Origin of the sequence: Candidatus Lernaella stagnicola (assembly GCA_030765525.1) — a bacterium.
Lineage (GTDB): Bacteria > Lernaellota > Lernaellaia > Lernaellales > Lernaellaceae > Lernaella > Lernaella stagnicola.
In genome coordinates this window covers 17,772-34,792 of sequence record JAVCCK010000009.1, presented here as the reverse complement: position 1 = coordinate 34,792, position 17,021 = coordinate 17,772, and the positions used below count along the sequence as shown (strand labels likewise).

Genomic DNA, 17,021 nt, shown 5'->3' with positions numbered 1-17,021 from the left:
TCGCTGCGGCACTTATAGTGAAATGGGTTCATCCCGATGTTCGGCGGAAGATCGGCGGTTTTTCCAGTATACCGTTTAGGCCAAGCCGCTGCCGCTTTCAACTCATCCTTCGTTTTCGCCGCCAGTATCGGCGACGTTTATCGATATAAGAATAACAAATATCGGGACTTTTGGCAGATTGGGTTCGGCACTTTTCAAAGTCGAATATGCTTGGTCGTCGTTAGGCGAAGAAAAAGAATGTGGAGGATGACATGCGGCATTTTCTAGTTGTGTTAGCCCTGATTGCGGTCGTGACCGTAGGGTTAGCCGGCGTGTGTATTGACGATAGCGACGACGATGACGACACGGACGAAGGCTACGAATTCAACTCCGACGACTTGTCGTGGGAGTGGGTGCCGATTGACGGTGCCATATGCCGCGACGGCTCACGAACCGGCATCGGCATCCGGGAAAACGTCGGCTCCCGTAAACTGGCTATTTTTCTTGATGGCGGCGGAGCCTGCGCGACTTTGAGCACTTGTTTAGAATCACCACGTAACTTCCCTGAGGAACGTTTCAACCAATGGGTGGCCGGCGATTCCCTGTCGATGGCGCTGTTCTCGGCCGAGGTGGAAGAGAATCCCCTGCGTGAGTACAGCTTCGTTTACATTCCGTATTGCACGGGCGACCTGCATATGGGTAGCAAACCCAACGGCGTGGTGCCCTTGCTTATCCAGCGACAGCAATTTGTCGGGTGGAACAACAGCCAGTTGTTTATGGATGCGATCGAGGAGCGTTTCGCCGGCGAAGTCGACCAAGTTGTGCTGTTGGGCATGAGTGCCGGCGGGTTCGGCGTTTTGGCTGCATTCCCACTTGTGGCCGAGGCTTTCCCGAGTGCCGACCTCGTGATGTTGAATGATTCGGCGCCCATATTCTTCGACGACTCCGTGCTAACGCCTTGCTATCAAACGGTTATCCGTTGGATGTGGAACGTCAACGAAGCGTTGCCGGAAGATTGCAGCGCGTGCTTCCAAGAGGGTGGCGACGGCCTGGCCGCGATCCAAACCCATCTCTCCAAGACGTATCCGCATGCCCGCTTCGGGTTGTTCTCGTCCATGGCCGATATCTCGATTCGCAGCACGTACGGTCCCGGGCAGAATAACTGCAAAGCCGGATCCGACGCCCGAGTGAAGCCGTGGCAATTTCGTGCCGCGCTGGTCGACCTGCGCGACAATTACTTGTTGCCGGAAGGCAATTGGACGACGTTCTTCATCGAGGGCATCAACCACGGTACTTTGTTCTACGAACGCGACCCGGCGGAGTTGCTTTCGACGAACTACTTCGACGCGCAGTACAATGGCGTCTACTTCACGGACCGGTTGGGACAGTTGTTGGAAGGCTTGCCGAGGCCTGTGGGCCCGTCGAAATAATACGACGCGCGCCGCCAATCGAGTCAAAACGGACGCTTTTTTGCGTCCGTTTCGTCATTAAGAGCGTCGGTTTCGTCACAAAATTACGTCTGTTTCGTCACAGTTTGTGTCCGACGACCTAAAATTCGTGGTGTTGAAACACGGTCTTCAGTTGTTCTCGGAGGCCATTTTCCGTCAAGTGAAACTCGGCGAGACTGTAGCGGTGTTTGGATTCATGACGCCGCCGGCGCTTCTTCAGTTCGTTCAACCGTGCGGCAAGCGATTCATCCGGACCCGGCAATTTGAAGTGCCGATAGATCGAAAGCACGGTCTTGCGCGGGTCGGCCGTCAGGTCTTCGTAGCGGATCACCAGTTTGCCCGCATCGGGTAGGGCGGCGAGGTCGCGCTCGGCATACAGGTAGGTTCGGATGCTGTCGGCGACGATGGTTTTGACCTGCTGGGGTGTCATGTCCTGGAAACCGGGAAAACGGTGGCGCCAAATCGCGCGGATCAAACTCAACCGCGAGGGGATGGTTTCCATGGGATTTCGCAGCAGATAGAGCATCCGCGCGTCGGGGAAAACCTTCAGCAAATCGGGTGCCTTCTGACTGAACGCCGGGTTTTTCGAAACTCCCCACACGGCCTGGCCGGCGACTTTCGTTTCGCGGTGGACCTTTTTCAGCACACAGGCTTTGTACCAGTTCAGGGCGCGAATTTTTTGCCGCTCCGGCCAGCTTTCGTAGTGCCGCAGGAAATCCAGGTTTTCGTTCGCCGTCGAGATGGGACTGTCGTTGACGCACATCGCCGAGGCGTAGATGGCCCACAGCACGAACTCATCTTCTTCCACTTCGTCGAAACGCAACCGATGGATGTTATCCAACGGGCCGAATTTTTCGTTCTGCTTGGACTGAAACCAATCCGTCAAGCGACCGCCGCGGCCCCGGTCCCATGCGGCCAGTCGCGCCAAGGCGTTTTGCACGCTGGAGGCGGGTAGGATCATCTCGTGAAACAGCAGCGAACGCGCATGCGTTTCGTCCCCGGCCAGCAAGCGGTGCAGAAAAGTCGTGCCGGAACGTTGGTGGCCCAAAATGAATAGCGGACCGCGCATTTCGGTTTCCCGCCAGCGCGGGTCGACGATGTCGTCCAGCAGCCAACCGATCTGACTTGCGGCAAACAGCGCCAAACGAAACGCTGCCGGCCCGGCGACGGCTCCGATGCCGCCCAACTCGCGGAAAGCGATGCGGTGCTTATCGGCGAACGCGCGCCAATCGAAGGGCATCACCGCCCCCGGCAGCGCGTCCCATTCCGGGGCGATGGCGGTCATCGCGCTTCCTCCTGACGCAGAGGCAGGCTCAACTCGCGCGAGGCGTACTCACGCACCGCCTTTTTATCGACTTTGTTTTGACGGCCGGTCACCGGGATCGGGTCGAGCAGCAGGAAGTGGTCGGGCTTGGCGTCGGTGCCGCAAAGGTGCGTGACATCATCCTTGATGCTTTCGACCGAAAGGTCCACGCCCGCCGCCGGTTGCAGACACAATACGACGTCCTCATCCTGCCGCGTCGGATTCCACAGGCCGACCATGGCGCACTCGCGCAGCAGACGACGGCCCGCGTGGTCGGCGATTTCGCGGATGGCGGCTTCGAAGGAAGCCGGGTAGATGTTGACGCCGTTGCGAATGATCATGTCCTTGGCGCGCCCGAGCAACGTGAGCATGGGCTGGCCGGCGAACTCGACGATACGACCCAGGTCGCCGGTTTGCAGACCCTCTTCCGCGCCGCGCGGCTCTTGCCCCAAATAGCCCGAGTACAGGGAAGGGCTGTGCACGACCACGTCGCCGACACCGTTTTCATTGGCGTTCGTGATCTCCACTCGCACGTCGGTTAACGTTTTTCCGACTATGTCGCCATCGCCGTCGTAGGCGATTTTTTCCTCGGCGCGAACGGCGCACACCGGCCCCGCTTCGGTCATCCCGTAAAGCGCCAAAATGGCCGTACCCGGTGCCAGCCAATTCGAAAGCACGCGCAGGAAGTCGGCGGTTACCGGCGCGCCGCCCAGCAGAACGGTGCGCATCGAGTTCGGCAGGTGCGCGGAGTCGGGCCCGGCCTGGGACATCATTTCCATCCACACGTAGGGGGAGCCGAAGTACGCATCGATCGCCCCCGCGCGAATCAGGGAGAGGACATGCCGCGCCCGCTTCTGTTTACGGCCCTTGGTGATGTACGCGGTTTTTCCCAAACGTAGCGCATAAAGAACTTGCTGCGGCGTGTCGGCCAGGAAGTTTTCTAAAACCTGCCCTTCGACGGCTGAGGAAATATTGGCGATGTATTGGCCGAGCGCGCCGTGGGAAAGTCGTACGCCTTTGGGCAGGCTGGTCGTACCGCCGGTAAAGACGATAATGCCGTCGTCTTCGGGCTTTCGCTCGACGGGAACGAAGGATTCGACCGCGACATCCCCGGCGGCTAACCGTTCGATTCGTTTGGCGGTGATGACGACTTTTTGCATGTCCCCGGTAAGCGGCGGGACCGGCGGTACATCCAACTCCCGACGTTGCAGAAACGAGCGGGCGCCGGGAATACGATTCAGCCACGAGATCAGCGGATGCACGAGCAGCCAGCGCGGTTCGCTCACCTTCACGCGCGACAGGTACACTTCGTCGCCGAGGCCGGGTTCAATCAGTAGGGGAACGCCACCGACCAGAAGGGTAGCCAGCGCGGTAACGGCGAACTCGATACCGTTGGGCACTTGCAGGACGACACGATCGCCGGGCGTCATGCCGCGGGCTTGCAGATCCTCGGCCAACGCCACGACGCGTCGCAGGAGGTCGGCATACGTGATCGCTCGGCCGCTCGGCTCGCAAATCGCAACTCGATCCGGAGCCGCCGCCGGCGCATCCAAATAGGCAGAAGCGGCGTTCATGAGAGCCTTCGTCTTTGGTTAGTATCGCAGGATCGACGACCCGATGGATAATCCGGCGCCGGTGCCGAAAAGCAGGATGTTATCGCCGCGCTCGACACGTTTTTCACGAATCACTTCATAAAGCGTCACGGGAATCGACGCTGCGATGCAATTACCGACGCGGTCGATCGTGACGGCGATTCTCTCCTCCGGCAAACCAAGGCGCACCATGGTTTTAATCGCCAGCATGCTCGCCTGGTGCGGCACGGTTACCTTAATGTCGTCGTGATCGGTGAGAATCCCGGGGCGCATCATTTCCAGAGTTTCCGGCCCCTTCTTCCGCGCCAATTGATACACGGGCCAGCCGTCCATGTGGAAGTAGTTGTGTTCGCGCGTCGTGTCGGGATGATTCGGGTGGTGTCTCGTTCCACCGCCCATGATGCAGGTGTAATAGGCGCCGGATCCCCACGTTCGCAGAAGGTAGTGGGTCATCGCACTGGGATCACCCTCCGGCGGACGCGTGACGACTACCGCCGCGGCGGCGTCGCCGAATAGGACGAAAGATTCCGGCTCTTTCGGATTGATGCCGCCCGAAGCGATTTCCGAGGTCACGATAAGAATATTTTTGTACATACCCGTGAAAAGATAATTCGCGGCAACGTTCAAGGCGACCAGGAAGCTTAGACAGGTGGCGTGCACCGTGAACCCGGGCAATCCGGAATCCGCCATGCCCAACGCTCGCTGCAACAGCGGCGCACCGTCGGGTATCGCTTGCTCGGCCGAGCCAGAGGCGTTGAGGATCAGATCAATATCTTGGATTGTCAGGCCTGCGTCATCCAGCGCTTCCTGTGCCGCGCCGGCACCCATTTCCGAGGCCGTTTCATCGGTAACCCAGCGGCGTTCCACCACGCCGGCGGCTGTTTTTTCAATCGTCCCACGCGCGAGACCGGCCATGTCTTCGATTTCGGCGTTCGTCACGACGCGTTTTGGGAGATAACGGCCGATACCAATAATCTTTAGTGGCAAAGGGTGTTTAATCAAGGAGTTCTCCTCCAATAGTTTCACGCCAGGTCCTAAGGCCCGCGTTCTTCTAATAAATCGAGGTGCTCCCCCACCCCGAAAAAAAATGAGTATAACACCGCATTTCGAAGAATTCCAACGAAGATGCAGTTCAGAATTGATCCCTACGAATTCGGCACGGCAAACTCGGCGGCGGCGATCGGGCAGTGACTCGGGACAATTGTCACTTCCGGCATTTCGGACGCGAGAGCGATTAGCTTATCGTAAACATCATCTTGTTTTTTCTTGTTTTTCGCGATTTTTCGGTGCATGCCGAAGTTCTTCCGCCCGGTTTCGATCAACCGGCGCGACCAGCAGCCGTCCGCCGCTAAAAGCACCGTGCCACCGTCGTTTGTGCGCACGAAAGCGCCAAGCATGCCTCTCGCATGGCCGGAAAGATCCACCAGGCGAATCGATTCGTCGCCGAACAAGTCAAGCGAGCCTTCGAAGGGGCCAATCGCCGGACCGCTTGGATCAGGTAGCACCACGAGGCGCGCGGTCAAATCCTCCGGCAATAGTTCGGGGATCACGCGCTCCCACAACGCGGCCAAGCCGCGCTTGGCGACCAGGGGTTCCCACGCGCGCCACCAAACCGCAATCCGCGCGTTGGGGAAGTCGCGCAGGCCGCCGACGTGGTCCGGGTCGAAATGGGACAGCACGATCCATTCGACGGAGGCGGGGTCGGTGCCTCGCGCTTGCAGTTGTGGGCCGGCGTTCTCTTCCAGGCTGATGTGGACCGGTGTGAGCAAGCCGTAGATTTTGTTGGGCATCGTCGCCGTCGCTTCGAGAAAACGTGTGGAATAGCCCGTGTCGAACAGCACGACGCCGTGGGTAGGGTGCTCGATCACGCCGAACAGCGCCGGGATGTCGATTTCCCGCCAACTGGAACTGATGCCGAACAAACGCTCGCGGGCCCTGGTCGCGCCGGCTTGCAGCATCGTCAATTCCACCGTCGCGGGCTCGATAGTTGATTCGACAGGTGTGGGAGCCGCCTTCTCCTCTTTCTTGCCCTGGAGGTGATCGAGAAAATCCTCGACTCCGTCCCGCCAATGCACCTGCGGTTCGAAGCCCAGGTCACGTTGGGCGGCGCTGATGTCGTAGGTTTGCGAGTGCGCCATGACCGTTACTTTGTAGCGGGTCAGCAGCGGTTCGCCGCCCAGGGGCAGCAGACGCCAGAGGGCTTCCATCGCGCCGCCGATCTTCATGGCCTTGGCGACGGGGATAATCTTGCTCGGTCGTTCGTATCCAAGTTGTTCGGCGATCAAATTGATCACTTCGTACAAATTGACGTCTTCCCCGCCCGTGATCAGGTACGTGTTGCCGGCGGCCTTCTCCGACTCCATGGCTAGAATGCAGGCGCGCGCTACATCGTCGACGTGCGTGATGTTCGTCATTGTATTGCCGTCGCCGAAGACGGGCAGACGGCCCTTTTTCAGCCCTTCAACAATGCGCGGGAAAAGCGCTTGATCGCCCCAACCGTAAATCGCCTTCGGCCGCAGGATGACGGTGCCCAGACGTTCGGGCGGGACGGCGCGCACGCGCTCTTCAGCCATGGCTTTTGTTTCGGAATAAATGGAGACGAACTCGTCGGGCAGGGCATGTGATTCGTCGAGCCCGAGTTGCACTTCGTGGCGTGACATCACACTGGGGGAGGATATGTAAACGAGGCGCTTCACGCCGTGCTCCAGGCAACCGGCGATGATGTTCTCCGTACCCGTGACGTTGATGTCAAAGAAATCCCGGTACTTGCCCCAGGCGCTGGACAAAGCGCCCGCATGCACAATGGCGGTGACGTCTTCACAGGCGCGGATCACAGCGGCGCGATCGCGCAGATCAACCGGCACAAAGTCGGCGCCGGCTTCCGCGAGCTTCAGACCGATTCGCAGGTTGCGCCCCATCGCCCGCACGGCCACGCCTTGTTCGATCAGCATGTGTGTCAAACGTTTGCCGAGGAAGCCGGTCGCGCCGGTAACCAGGACGAACTTATCTGCGGTTTTCGCGCGCCGCGCGGGTGCGGTGTGGTCGCGGCCGGTCATGAGTACCCCCGTTCGGATGATTGCCTGAGCGCCCATACTATACGCAGGCAAGGGCGGGCCGCCAAGCAGCTTGCCGCGGCAGCCCGGTCGTAAGTTGACACCGCGGTGTTGAAGGAGTAGTCAACGTCTAACCACGGGCGATTACTTTTGAGATGACGTGCCGCCGGGGCACGGCGGTGGTGGTTCGCTCAACAAACCGTCGATTATTGGAGAACCCGACATGCCCAAGCCGCCGCTGGCTCATTTGTCCGCGCGCGAAAGACGGCGGATTCAACGAATTTGCTTCGCGCTTTTTGCGCGTCACGGTTACGATCACACGAGCATGAAGATGATCACGGGGTCGCTGAAAGTGGCCGACGGCTATTTGTACTATTACTTCGAGGGGAAACTGGATCTCGTCCATTGGCTCATCGACGTGGGGCTTGAGAAGTGGTCGTCGGGTTTGCGAAAAAACCTGGAGGAGCAAGCGCCCGAGGACGTGTACGAATTATTCAAGCTCACCCTCGTGCAAACCGTGCGTTTCATTCGGAAGAACCGCGACTTGTTCGGGATGTATTTCAAGTTCATCAACGACCCGGATTTCCCGCTGATTCTTTATCTCGGCGAACGCGTTGCGGAACTGGATAGTAACTACGTCGACCACATCCGGCGAGGCATGCAGAACGGCCGTTTTCGTTCCGACATCTGCCCGGATACGGCCGGCATGGTCTTCGATGTCGTGGCTGTTCGCATCCACAACTTCGTGTTCAATCCGGCCCTCGACCCGTTGGGCGTAGCCACCATGAACGACGACGATTTAGAAAAGCTCGTCGAGAAATTCGTCACTGTCTTTGACAAAGGTATCGACGCCGCTTCCTAAATCCCTGCCGTCTCCGCGCATCAATCGAATATCGCGTCGTCAACCTCCACGCTGATCGGGCAGTGGTCCGAAGCCGTGACGTGCGGGTGAATGGTCGCGCCGCGCACGAATTCCATCGCCGCCGGGGAGGCCAGGATGTAGTCGATGCGCCAACCGACGTTGCGCTCGCGCGCGCCCGAGTGCTGGCTCCACCACGAGTAGTGGCCCCCGTCGGTGACGAAGTGCCGGAAGGTGTCGATCCAATCGCGCGCCAGCAGCCGCCCCAAGGCGCGTCTCTCTTCCGGGCGGAAGCCGCTGTTTTTCTCGTTGGCTTTGGGCCGCGCCAAATCGATTTCCTGATGGGCCGTGTTGAAATCACCCATCACCAAAAGCCGTTCGCCGTTTTCGAGATGCGGTTGCAGTCGCCGAAAAAGCAGTCGTTGAAAAGCGAGCTTGTAGGGAATGCGCGAGAGGTCGCGGTTCGGGCCGGACCCGTTGGGTACGTAGACATTGGCCACCGTCAGACGGCCGAAGCGGGCGATCTGCAGCCGTGCTTCCACGTCATACTTCGCCGGGCCGAGGGAAATCTCGATCTCGTCCGGAAGACGGCGGGATAGCAGGCCGACACCGCTGTAGCCGGGCTTTTGCGCCGCCACGAAGTGAACGTGCCAACCCGAAGGCGAAGCAGCCTCCGGGGGGATTTGTTCCGGCGCGGCGCGTACCTCCTGCATCCCGATGATCGTGCCGCCACAGGTGGCGAGCCAGGGGGCGAAGCCCTTGCGCACGCAGGCCCTGATACCGTTGACGTTCCAGGAATAGATTCTCATTCGCCTCACCTTCTTCGCTGCTTGTTCGCGGTCGGCGTCTCTGGCAAACTGGACGCAACACGTGGAGTAACCTTTGTCGCCATTTTCGTTTACAGAGCGCGAACGTACAATCGTTGCGGCCCTCGGTGCCGCGATGATGCCTGCCGGAGGCGTATTCCCCGCCTTTTCAGTAGCCGATTTGGACCACGCGGAAGCGCATTTCGACCGCATATCCAGGGCAGTTCGAGAAGTTTTGCGGGCCTTTCTGTGGACCATCGAAAACTCGGCCCGGGTTCGCTACGGTCGGCCTTTTTCGCGGCTTCCCGAAGCAACGCGACGCAAATGGCTCCGACACTTCGCCGAGGCTCGGTATCCGGTACGAATACTTTTCCGCACGCTGGGCATCTTCGTCAAACTTGGATACTACGACAACCCGCAGCGTTTCGCGGCGCTGGGGCGCGAGTACGAAAAACCGCCGGTGGTGGATGAACCGCAGCGGTGGTGGGAGTTGGTCACGCCGGGTTCGTCGATTACCGAAGACTTGGAGCTGGAATGCGACGCCGTGGTCGTGGGCACGGGCGCGGGCGGCGCGGTTGTCGCGGCGGAGTTGGCCGAACGAGGCCATGCCGTGGTGATGATCGAGCAGGGTGAGTATCATCGGCGGTCGGCGTTCACCGGGCGGCCGATCGACATGCAGAAACTGATGTACGAAGACCGCGGGCTGACGGTCACACTCGGCAACGTGGGGATCGTGATGCCCTACGGGCGTTGCGTGGGTGGCACGACGACGATCAATTCCGGCACGTGTTTTCGCACGCCGCCGCGCGTGCTGGCCGAGTGGCGCGAACGATACGGCCTGAGTGAGTACGACGAGGCGAGTCTCGAACCCTATTTTCAGCGGGTTGAAAGCGAGTACCGCGTCACGCCGGCGGACATGAAATACGTCGGCAAAAGCGGTGAGATTATCGCGCGCGGCGCCGAGAAGCTGGGCTTCGAGCATGGTCCGCTGCCCCGCAACGCGCCGGATTGCGACGGGCAGGGCTGCTGCGCTCTGGGGTGTCCGGCCGATGCGAAGCGCTCGACGAACGTGAGCTACGTGCCACGCGCCTTGCAGGCCAACGCGTTTTTAATCACCGGCACGGAGGTCGACGAGATCACGCTGCGTGACGGGCAGGCGTGCGGAGTGAGCGGTCATGTGGCGGCGACCGGTCGTCGCGTGCGGATCAAATCACGGGTGACGGTTCTTGCCGGGGGCGCGATTTCCACGCCGCTCTTGCTGCTGCAAACGGGGTTGGCCAACAGTTCCGGACAAGTGGGCCGCAACCTGTCGATTCATCCCAGCGCGGGCGTGTTTGCGATCAATAAGGAGGAACTGGAGCCGGAGAAATCGATCCCGCAAGGTTACGGCGTGTTCGAATTCGCGGATCAGGATCTGTTACTTGAGAACGCGCACTTCCCATTGGACATGGCGGGGATGTTCTGGTCGCAGATCGGGCCGGATTTGCAACAGTTACAGGAGAACTACAACCACCTCTCGGTGTTCGGCTTCATTATTCGCGACACCTCGCGCGGGCGCGTACGGCCGGGACACCTGCAGCGGGCGCTGATTACTTACGACGTCAATCCGACCGACCTGCGCGGGTTGCTGCACGGCATCAGTACGGCGACGCGCATCATGCTGGCATCGGGCGCTCGCGCGGTGCATGGCCCGGTGCACGGTTGGCGGTTGATGCGCAGCGAACGCGACCTGGCCGCTAATCTGCGGCGTCCCATTCGTGTCGACGACCTCGACCTTTCCGCCTATCACCCGCTGGGCACGTGTCACATGGGCGGGGACGCGCGCTCCTCGGTTTGCCGACCCGACGGCCGCGCGTGGGATGTGCCGGGGCTGTACATTGCCGATGGCTCGGTGGTTCCGCCAGCGCTGGGCGTCAACCCGATGATCACGATTTCGGCGGTGGCGGCCCGCATTGCCGATTGCATTCACGACGGATTGCACGGTGGAGGATCGTGACGGCGGGAGCCGTCGATTCCACACGGACACGACCCGAGAAAACCGCGTTTTGTTTGAAAAACGACCGAGTTTGGGCTAACGTACAAGCATTAAATCGCGGTGCGTTCGCAATCTTCAGCGCGCACAGTGAAATGTATTTTATTTGCAGCCCTCCCAATCGTATGCGGATCCATGGGCACGTCCCGGAACCGCACGACACACGTATGCGAAATATGCGCCTCGTACGTAAAACGATTGGAAGGCCGATGGCTGTGTTCCGCGGGATGTTCGGTTTCTGTTTGGCCGTGTTACTGGTTTCATTCGGGGTATTCGGTTGCGCCGAAGACCAGGAACAAGACAACGCGGAGATCGAAGACGCGGACGACGAATCCGGCGATATCTTACCGGCGGACGTTTCGCTGTTGATCGCCGGAGACGGCGGCGTACTTTTTGCCGAAGCCGGTGAACGCCGTTGGGCGACGACACCGGAGACGGTTTTCCACGATGTCGCTATCACAAGTACACCCGATGAATTCCTCACCGTGGGTTTCGATGAACAGCGCAATCGGGGCGTCGTGTTTCGCGTCGATGTCGCCGACGGCGTGGCCGAGCCGGTGGACCTGTCTGTCGATTGCGAGGGGATAACCTTTCTCGATGCGGTCTCCTCAGGCGAGGAAACGTGGATCGTCGGCGCCGATCATCAAAACGGCTGCGGCGTCGTTCTATTCAGCGACGGCGAGAGTTGGGCGCGAGTGGACATCGAACCGCCGGCCGCAAGCGAATCGTGGTGGCTGACGGCTGTCAGCTTTTTCGGCCCGGACATGTTCGTTGCCGGTTTCGACGAAACCAACTGGCGGGACGTGTACTACATCCGCCCTGCCGGTGGGACGCTGGAACGGCTGGACATCGTCGGCAGCCCCGAACGAACCGTATATCCCCGCCGTTTCTTCCCGATAGAGAATCAGGACGCCTTCTGGTTGGTCGGCAGCTATCTCGACATGCCCTTCGATCCCATGATGTATTGGGCGGAAAAAACGCAAGATTGGCACCTCGCCAGTTCGTGCATCATCCCGTCGCATCGCGTTTTCTGGGGAGGCGAGGTGGACGGGAAAATCGTGTTTGTCGGATCGCGTGGGATCGGAGACAAGAAGAGAACGTTTGCATTCAGCGACCGCTCATTGCCCTTCGGGGAGCAGCCGATGATCATCGAATGGGATCCGACCCGGGTGCGAACCGACGGATTGGGGGAAGAGTACCATTGGTTCGACCTTGACGTGCCGCTACCGGACGGGCGGATCGTCCTGCGCGTATATGAAACGGCGGAAGCAACGTACTACTTGTATTGGGACAACCAGGGCTGGCTGAAGTTGTATTGTGAACAAACCAAGGCCGTCTATCGTCTGACGGACGCCTTTTGCGAGGTAGTCCGAGTCAAGTTCCTCTAAGCGTTACCGATCATACCAAGTTGGTTTCCACAATTTGCTGACGGCCGCGAAACCGGCGAAGGTTCGCCTTCCCAGCAGGGCGTGCCATAAGTCCAGCAGCACCACGCGCACCATCGATACCGCGAACCACCAATGCAGCCGGCGTCGGATGCGAACCGGGCTGAACATGCCGCGCAAATAGCGCCACGGCTGCTTGCCGACGAAATCCAACGACAAGCGCTCGGTGGCCTTGGCGATTTCCCGGCGGTTCATCGCGCGGGAACGCATCACGGGATAGAACATGTCGTACTTGGAGAAGTCGGTTTCTTCCAGCAACGGCGAATCTTTGTACTCTTCCCAAATCTTGGTGCCGGGGTAGGGCATGAAGGGGTGGAACGCGGCGAAGTCGAGGTGTGTGTCACGCGCGTAACGCCCCAGTCGTTTCAGCTTTTCCGGCGTATCGTTCGGCAGGCCGGTCATCCACGTCGCTTGCCGGAAAACGGAGGGATACTCGCTCTCCAAGAGGCGCGAAATATGCAAGATGGAATCCTGTTTGTGATCGTGCTTGCCGATCACGACCATGTCTTCCTCTTCGCCGCGCTCGGCGCCCATCAATACGTGCGACAGCCCGGCGTCGACCATCTTGCGCAACACGCCGGTGTCGTGCTGTTGCAGCAAAATGTCCGGCCGGCAAAACGCCCACCAGCCCAATTTATAACCGCGGGATAATATCCCCTCGGCCAGCGTTTCCATAATCCCGGAATCGTAGTTCCACGTCGCGTCGACCCAGAACAAGTAGCGCACGCCGTACTCGTTGTAGAGCAAATCGATTTCTTCCAGGATGCGGCCCGGCGATTTCTGCCGCAGCCGGGGAATCAGGTGCTCGCCCGCCGTGTCGAGCACGTGGTCGCCCTCCAGGTAGGACCACGAACAGAAATTACATTTGTAAGGACAACCGCGTTGCCCCTGAATGGTAATCGCCTTTGGCCACAGGATGCCGAACGGCGCGTATTTGTTGATCGGTGCCAGGTCGTAGGCGGGCATCGGCAGGGTATCGAGCGGATCGATCAACGGTACCGGGGCCGTTTTGACGACGCGGTCCCCTTCGCGAAAGGCCAGGCTCCCGACGGTGGATAGGGCCGTCCCTTCGCGCAAGGCCTCCAGCAATTGCCGGAAGGATTCTTCGCCTTCCCACCGCACGACGAAGTCCAGCTCGGGGTAGTTCGCGAGGGAATAATCGGGCAGCGCCGAGTGAAAATGCCCGCCGCCCACGGTGACGATTTCCGGGTTGATCTGCTTGGCCATGCGCACCAAACGCATGCCCTCGTGCATGTAGCAGATCATGTCACCGACGCCCACGACGTCCGGTTGCTTGTCGCGGATCAGTTTCTCGAGCATCTTCCAACCGATGCGCAACGGCGGGCAATCGATGATCTCGATGTCCACACCCACCATGCGCTCGCGCAAATACGCGGCGAGGCACGGAAAGCCCAACGGCAGGAGAAAGTTGTCGGATTCATTGATGATCGGCCACATGTAGCTGGGAGGCCGGACGAGCAACAGATGAATTCGTTCCTTACCCCGTAACGCGGTTGCCGTGTAGTCAGCTTGTTTCACGATAGGTTAGCCTCCAGGAAAACGTTTCGGCCCATTGTTCGGCGCGCACCCCGAGACGCCGCGCCGTGATGCCGTCGGCCAGTCCGGCCAGCGAAGCGAGAATCGGGATCGGCTTCTGGGATTGGCAGGCGAAACAATTCGAAACCGGGTGACGCCGTCCCGCCAGATGCGTCTCGCGGATCTCGCGCATCATGGGCCCGGTCCAAAAATCGTACAACGAAGTTTCGTTCAAGTTAGCTGCCGGCTCGCCGTCCAAGCCCGCGGAGCAACAGGGATACAGTCCGCCATCGGCGCGCACCAATGCGGGCCCGTACCAGAGAAACGGGCAGGGTCCGGCGGATGTGTAATGATGTCGCCGGTCGTGGATGTGCGGCGGCCGGTTGGTGAACTCGTCTCGACAGACGCGCACTGCGGTCACGCCGCGTTGACGCCAAAAGTGTCGGATGGCGCCGATTTCTTTGGCCGTCTGCTCGGTGCGCAGCATTTGGACAAAGACAAAGGGTTGCCGCTTGCTTGCCCGGCGTCGTTCCAGGAAGTGAAGAATGTTCGCGACGGTTCGCGCGTAGTTGGCGCCGCGCCGCAAGTCTTCGTAAACCTCCGGCCGCAGCGTGTCGACCGAAAACGTCACGGCGGTCAAACCGGCGTCGAGCAGTTCGGTGGTCTTGCGTTCGTCCAGCAGTGTGGCGTTGGTCGCGATGTGGGTCTGGATGCCGCGCTCGCGGCACAGCGCGATGCGATCGACCAGGTGCGGGTCCATCAACGGCTCACCCATGCCGTAAAGGTGCATCGTGTCGATGCGGTGCCGTGGGTCGTCGATCAACGTGCGAAAGATATCCAGAGGCAGCACGCGCTCGGGCGTCGGGGAGTGCGTCCGGTGGCAGAAGGTACAACGCAGGTTGCAGTGCGTCGTGGTCTCTACGGTCACCACGGCCGGGCCGGTTTCGACCGTCGGCCGGCGACGCAGGTAAGTCCAAAGGCGTCGCATGCGTTCTCGAGTATTTTGCGCTGTGTTTCGCATCGCCAACACGCTAACAAAAATGGATGCCGGACGCGAGCGCTTGTCTTTCGCGACCCATTGTCTAAACTCAAAACGCACCACGAGGCGGGATCATGAAGACAAGCAGAATATCGCCCGGATTACCGGATCTTTCGACCATCGCGTTGGTCTTGATATGCATGTGTTTCTGTTTCGGCTGCCGGGAAGGCGGGCGGAAATCGAGCGAACCCGCTGCCGACAATGGCCCGCAGAAAACCGCCGCGACTTCTGTCACCGTCATTCCCCACGAAGACACCGATGCGGCCAACCGCGCGGGGATGACCGATATCCTAGCCGCGCTCGCGGCGCTGCCGAAAGGCACGGTGCTGCTGGTTGAGGATTCGCTGCGCGATCTGGCCCCGCCGCAGGTTGAGGTGCGCCGGTTCCAACTAACCGATTCCACGCGAATCCTACCCGACAAGCGCAGCAACCCCGCACTCGCCCAGGCTGTTTTGGCGCCGGCGAGTTTGGCCGTTTATTCGATGTTTCGGGCGGGCGACGAGGTATGGGACAAGGCCGCGGTGGGTGCCGACGCGAACGCGCGGATTCTCTTTTTGGCGACACGTCGCAAACCGGTCGGAGAGCAGTTGGCGGCGGCCGGAACCGACGCCGACCGCTACGCCGAGCGTGTGTCCATTCCGGCCGGCGAGGATTCACCCGCGTTTGAGATCGAGAAATATGAGGTCACACACGCCCGGTACGCCGCGTTCCTGAATGAGATGAATTTCTCTTTCGACGAGGTCGTGGCGTATTACTCGATCAAGGACCCGGCGGCGCGGATTGTATATCTCGACGGCCGGTTTCGCGCGTATGAGGGTGCGGCGGTGTGGCCGGTGTTCCACGTCAGTTGGCACGGCGCGGATGCTTTCTGCCGGCACTACGGCGGCCGCTTGCCGACCTTCGACGAGTGGAAGCGAGTCGCCGGGGAGCAGCGCGGCTTCCGCTACCCGTGGGGGAACGAGACCGACTTCACCCATCGCGCCAACTTTACGGGGGATGCGGACGGCTACCCCATGTGGGCGCCGGTCGATGCCTTTACGGCCGGGGCGTCGCCGGAGGGCGTTTTCAATCTGGCGGGCAATGCGTACGAATGGATCGATCAATACCGCGTTCTCGGCGGGGCGTGGGAATTTAGTCCAGCTCTTGCCGCCAACGATCAGAGCGACATGAATTCGCCCTTCGACCGCAATCTGCACGACGGCTTTCGTTGCGTGTATCAAGCGTCTGGATCATCCGAATGAATCGACTTTGCGCAATCGCGCTGTTGCTTGCGGTAACCGTCGCGCTGGCTGCCGCGGCCGATGCCGAGTGGCGGCGCGTGCTGGACCGGGACGGCATTGTTGTGGCGGTGCGGCCAGTGGACGGCTCGGACCTCGATGAGTTCCGCGGCGTGGCGACGATCAAGGCTCCGCTCGCCGTCGTCGCAGCGGTGGTGCGGCACGTCGAAGGCCATCCGGCTTGGATGGATCGCACGCAAAGCGCCCGCGTCGTAAGGCGGTCGGGACCGCGCACCGAAATCCTCTACCACGTCAGCGGGGCGCCATGGCCGCTCAAGGATCGCGACTTGGTTTCGCGCCGCGAGGAAATCTGGAAGTTGGACGAGCGCAAAGTCGTTTTTCGCTTTCGTGACACGCAGGACGCCGACGTACCGCCGCGCGAGGGCTTGGTGCGCATCACGCAGTTGCGCAGTCGTTGGGAGCTTACGTGGTTGGGCGCGAACAGCACGCAAGCCGTGTACGTCAACCGCGCCGATCCCGGCGGGGCGATTCCGATTTCCATCGCCAATTCGCAGAGCAAAAACGTGCCGTTCAATACCTTGCGAAATCTGCGGCGCGTGGCCAAATCCGGCCGGTATGACGGCATGGCTGGTGAAAGCGAGTTGGGACGGCGCATCGCCACGCTCGCGGCCGCCGGCGAGTGGAAGTAGGC

Annotated in this window: 13 protein-coding genes; 6 read left to right on the top strand and 7 right to left on the bottom strand. The window is 60.4% G+C overall.

Annotated features, from left to right (window positions below; translation table 11 throughout):
• Positions 1–251 precede the first annotated feature (251 nt).
• Positions 252–1,409 carry a pectin acetylesterase-family hydrolase gene (locus tag P9L99_04395; GenBank protein MDP8222576.1) on the top strand — a complete coding sequence of 386 codons (1,158 nt, stop codon included), beginning with the start codon at positions 252–254 and terminating at the stop codon, positions 1,407–1,409.
• A 118-nt stretch (positions 1,410–1,527) separates the two neighbouring features.
• On the opposite strand, the gene P9L99_04390 is transcribed toward P9L99_04395, so the two are convergent.
• The 4 genes from P9L99_04390 to P9L99_04375 form a co-directional block, all read right to left on the bottom strand.
• Entirely contained in the window at positions 1,528–2,712 is a 1,185-nt protein-coding gene (locus P9L99_04390) for a sulfotransferase (protein MDP8222575.1), read from the bottom strand.
• Positions 2,709–4,304, bottom strand: a complete 1,596-nt coding sequence (locus tag P9L99_04385) for a class I adenylate-forming enzyme family protein (GenBank protein ID MDP8222574.1) — start codon at positions 4,302–4,304, stop codon at positions 2,709–2,711. Before P9L99_04385 ends, P9L99_04390 begins: the two co-directional genes overlap by 4 nt.
• A gap of 18 nt (positions 4,305–4,322) precedes the next feature.
• Positions 4,323–5,324 (bottom strand): 3-oxoacyl-[acyl-carrier-protein] synthase III C-terminal domain-containing protein, encoded by a 1,002-nt coding sequence (locus P9L99_04380; protein ID MDP8222573.1) that lies wholly within the window; start codon positions 5,322–5,324, stop codon positions 4,323–4,325.
• A 143-nt stretch (positions 5,325–5,467) separates the two neighbouring features.
• Positions 5,468–7,378 carry an NAD-dependent epimerase/dehydratase family protein gene (locus P9L99_04375; GenBank protein ID MDP8222572.1) on the bottom strand — a complete coding sequence of 637 codons (1,911 nt, stop codon included), beginning with the start codon at positions 7,376–7,378 and terminating at the stop codon, positions 5,468–5,470.
• Between the two features lie 220 nt (positions 7,379–7,598).
• On the opposite strand from P9L99_04375, the gene P9L99_04370 reads away from it, so the two are divergent.
• Complete coding sequence (locus P9L99_04370) at positions 7,599–8,237, top strand: TetR/AcrR family transcriptional regulator (GenBank protein MDP8222571.1); 639 nt, start codon at positions 7,599–7,601, stop codon at positions 8,235–8,237.
• Positions 8,238–8,257: 20 nt separating this feature from the next.
• Here P9L99_04370 and P9L99_04365 read toward each other — a convergent pair whose 3' ends face one another.
• Complete coding sequence (locus tag P9L99_04365; GenBank protein MDP8222570.1) at positions 8,258–9,043, bottom strand: exodeoxyribonuclease III; 786 nt, start codon at positions 9,041–9,043, stop codon at positions 8,258–8,260.
• 232 nt (positions 9,044–9,275) lie between these two features.
• On the opposite strand from P9L99_04365, the gene P9L99_04360 reads away from it, so the two are divergent.
• Together P9L99_04360 and P9L99_04355 are read left to right on the top strand one after the other, a co-directional pair.
• On the top strand, positions 9,276–11,036 hold the full coding sequence (locus P9L99_04360) for a GMC family oxidoreductase (GenBank protein ID MDP8222569.1): 1,761 nt from the start codon (positions 9,276–9,278) through the stop codon (positions 11,034–11,036).
• A 245-nt stretch (positions 11,037–11,281) separates the two neighbouring features.
• Positions 11,282–12,460 (top strand): hypothetical protein, encoded by a 1,179-nt coding sequence (locus tag P9L99_04355; protein ID MDP8222568.1) that lies wholly within the window; start codon positions 11,282–11,284, stop codon positions 12,458–12,460.
• Between the two features lie 3 nt (positions 12,461–12,463).
• On the opposite strand, the gene P9L99_04350 is transcribed toward P9L99_04355, so the two are convergent.
• The gene (locus P9L99_04350) at positions 12,464–14,056 is read right to left on the bottom strand and encodes a radical SAM protein (GenBank protein MDP8222567.1); all 1,593 of its coding nucleotides are present in this window, start codon (positions 14,054–14,056) and stop codon (positions 12,464–12,466) included.
• Entirely contained in the window at positions 14,043–15,041 is a 999-nt protein-coding gene (locus P9L99_04345; GenBank protein MDP8222566.1) for a radical SAM/SPASM domain-containing protein, read from the bottom strand. Before P9L99_04345 ends, P9L99_04350 begins: the two co-directional genes overlap by 14 nt.
• Positions 15,042–15,166: 125 nt before the next feature.
• Here P9L99_04345 and P9L99_04340 point away from each other — a divergent pair, with 125 nt between their 5' ends.
• Both P9L99_04340 and P9L99_04335 read left to right on the top strand, forming a co-directional pair.
• Positions 15,167–16,333: an SUMF1/EgtB/PvdO family nonheme iron enzyme gene (locus P9L99_04340; GenBank protein MDP8222565.1), complete on the top strand. Its 1,167-nt coding sequence runs from the start codon at positions 15,167–15,169 to the stop codon at positions 16,331–16,333.
• Entirely contained in the window at positions 16,330–17,019 is a 690-nt protein-coding gene (locus tag P9L99_04335) for an START domain-containing protein (GenBank protein ID MDP8222564.1), read from the top strand. Before P9L99_04340 ends, P9L99_04335 begins: the two co-directional genes overlap by 4 nt.
• Positions 17,020–17,021 lie beyond the last annotated feature (2 nt).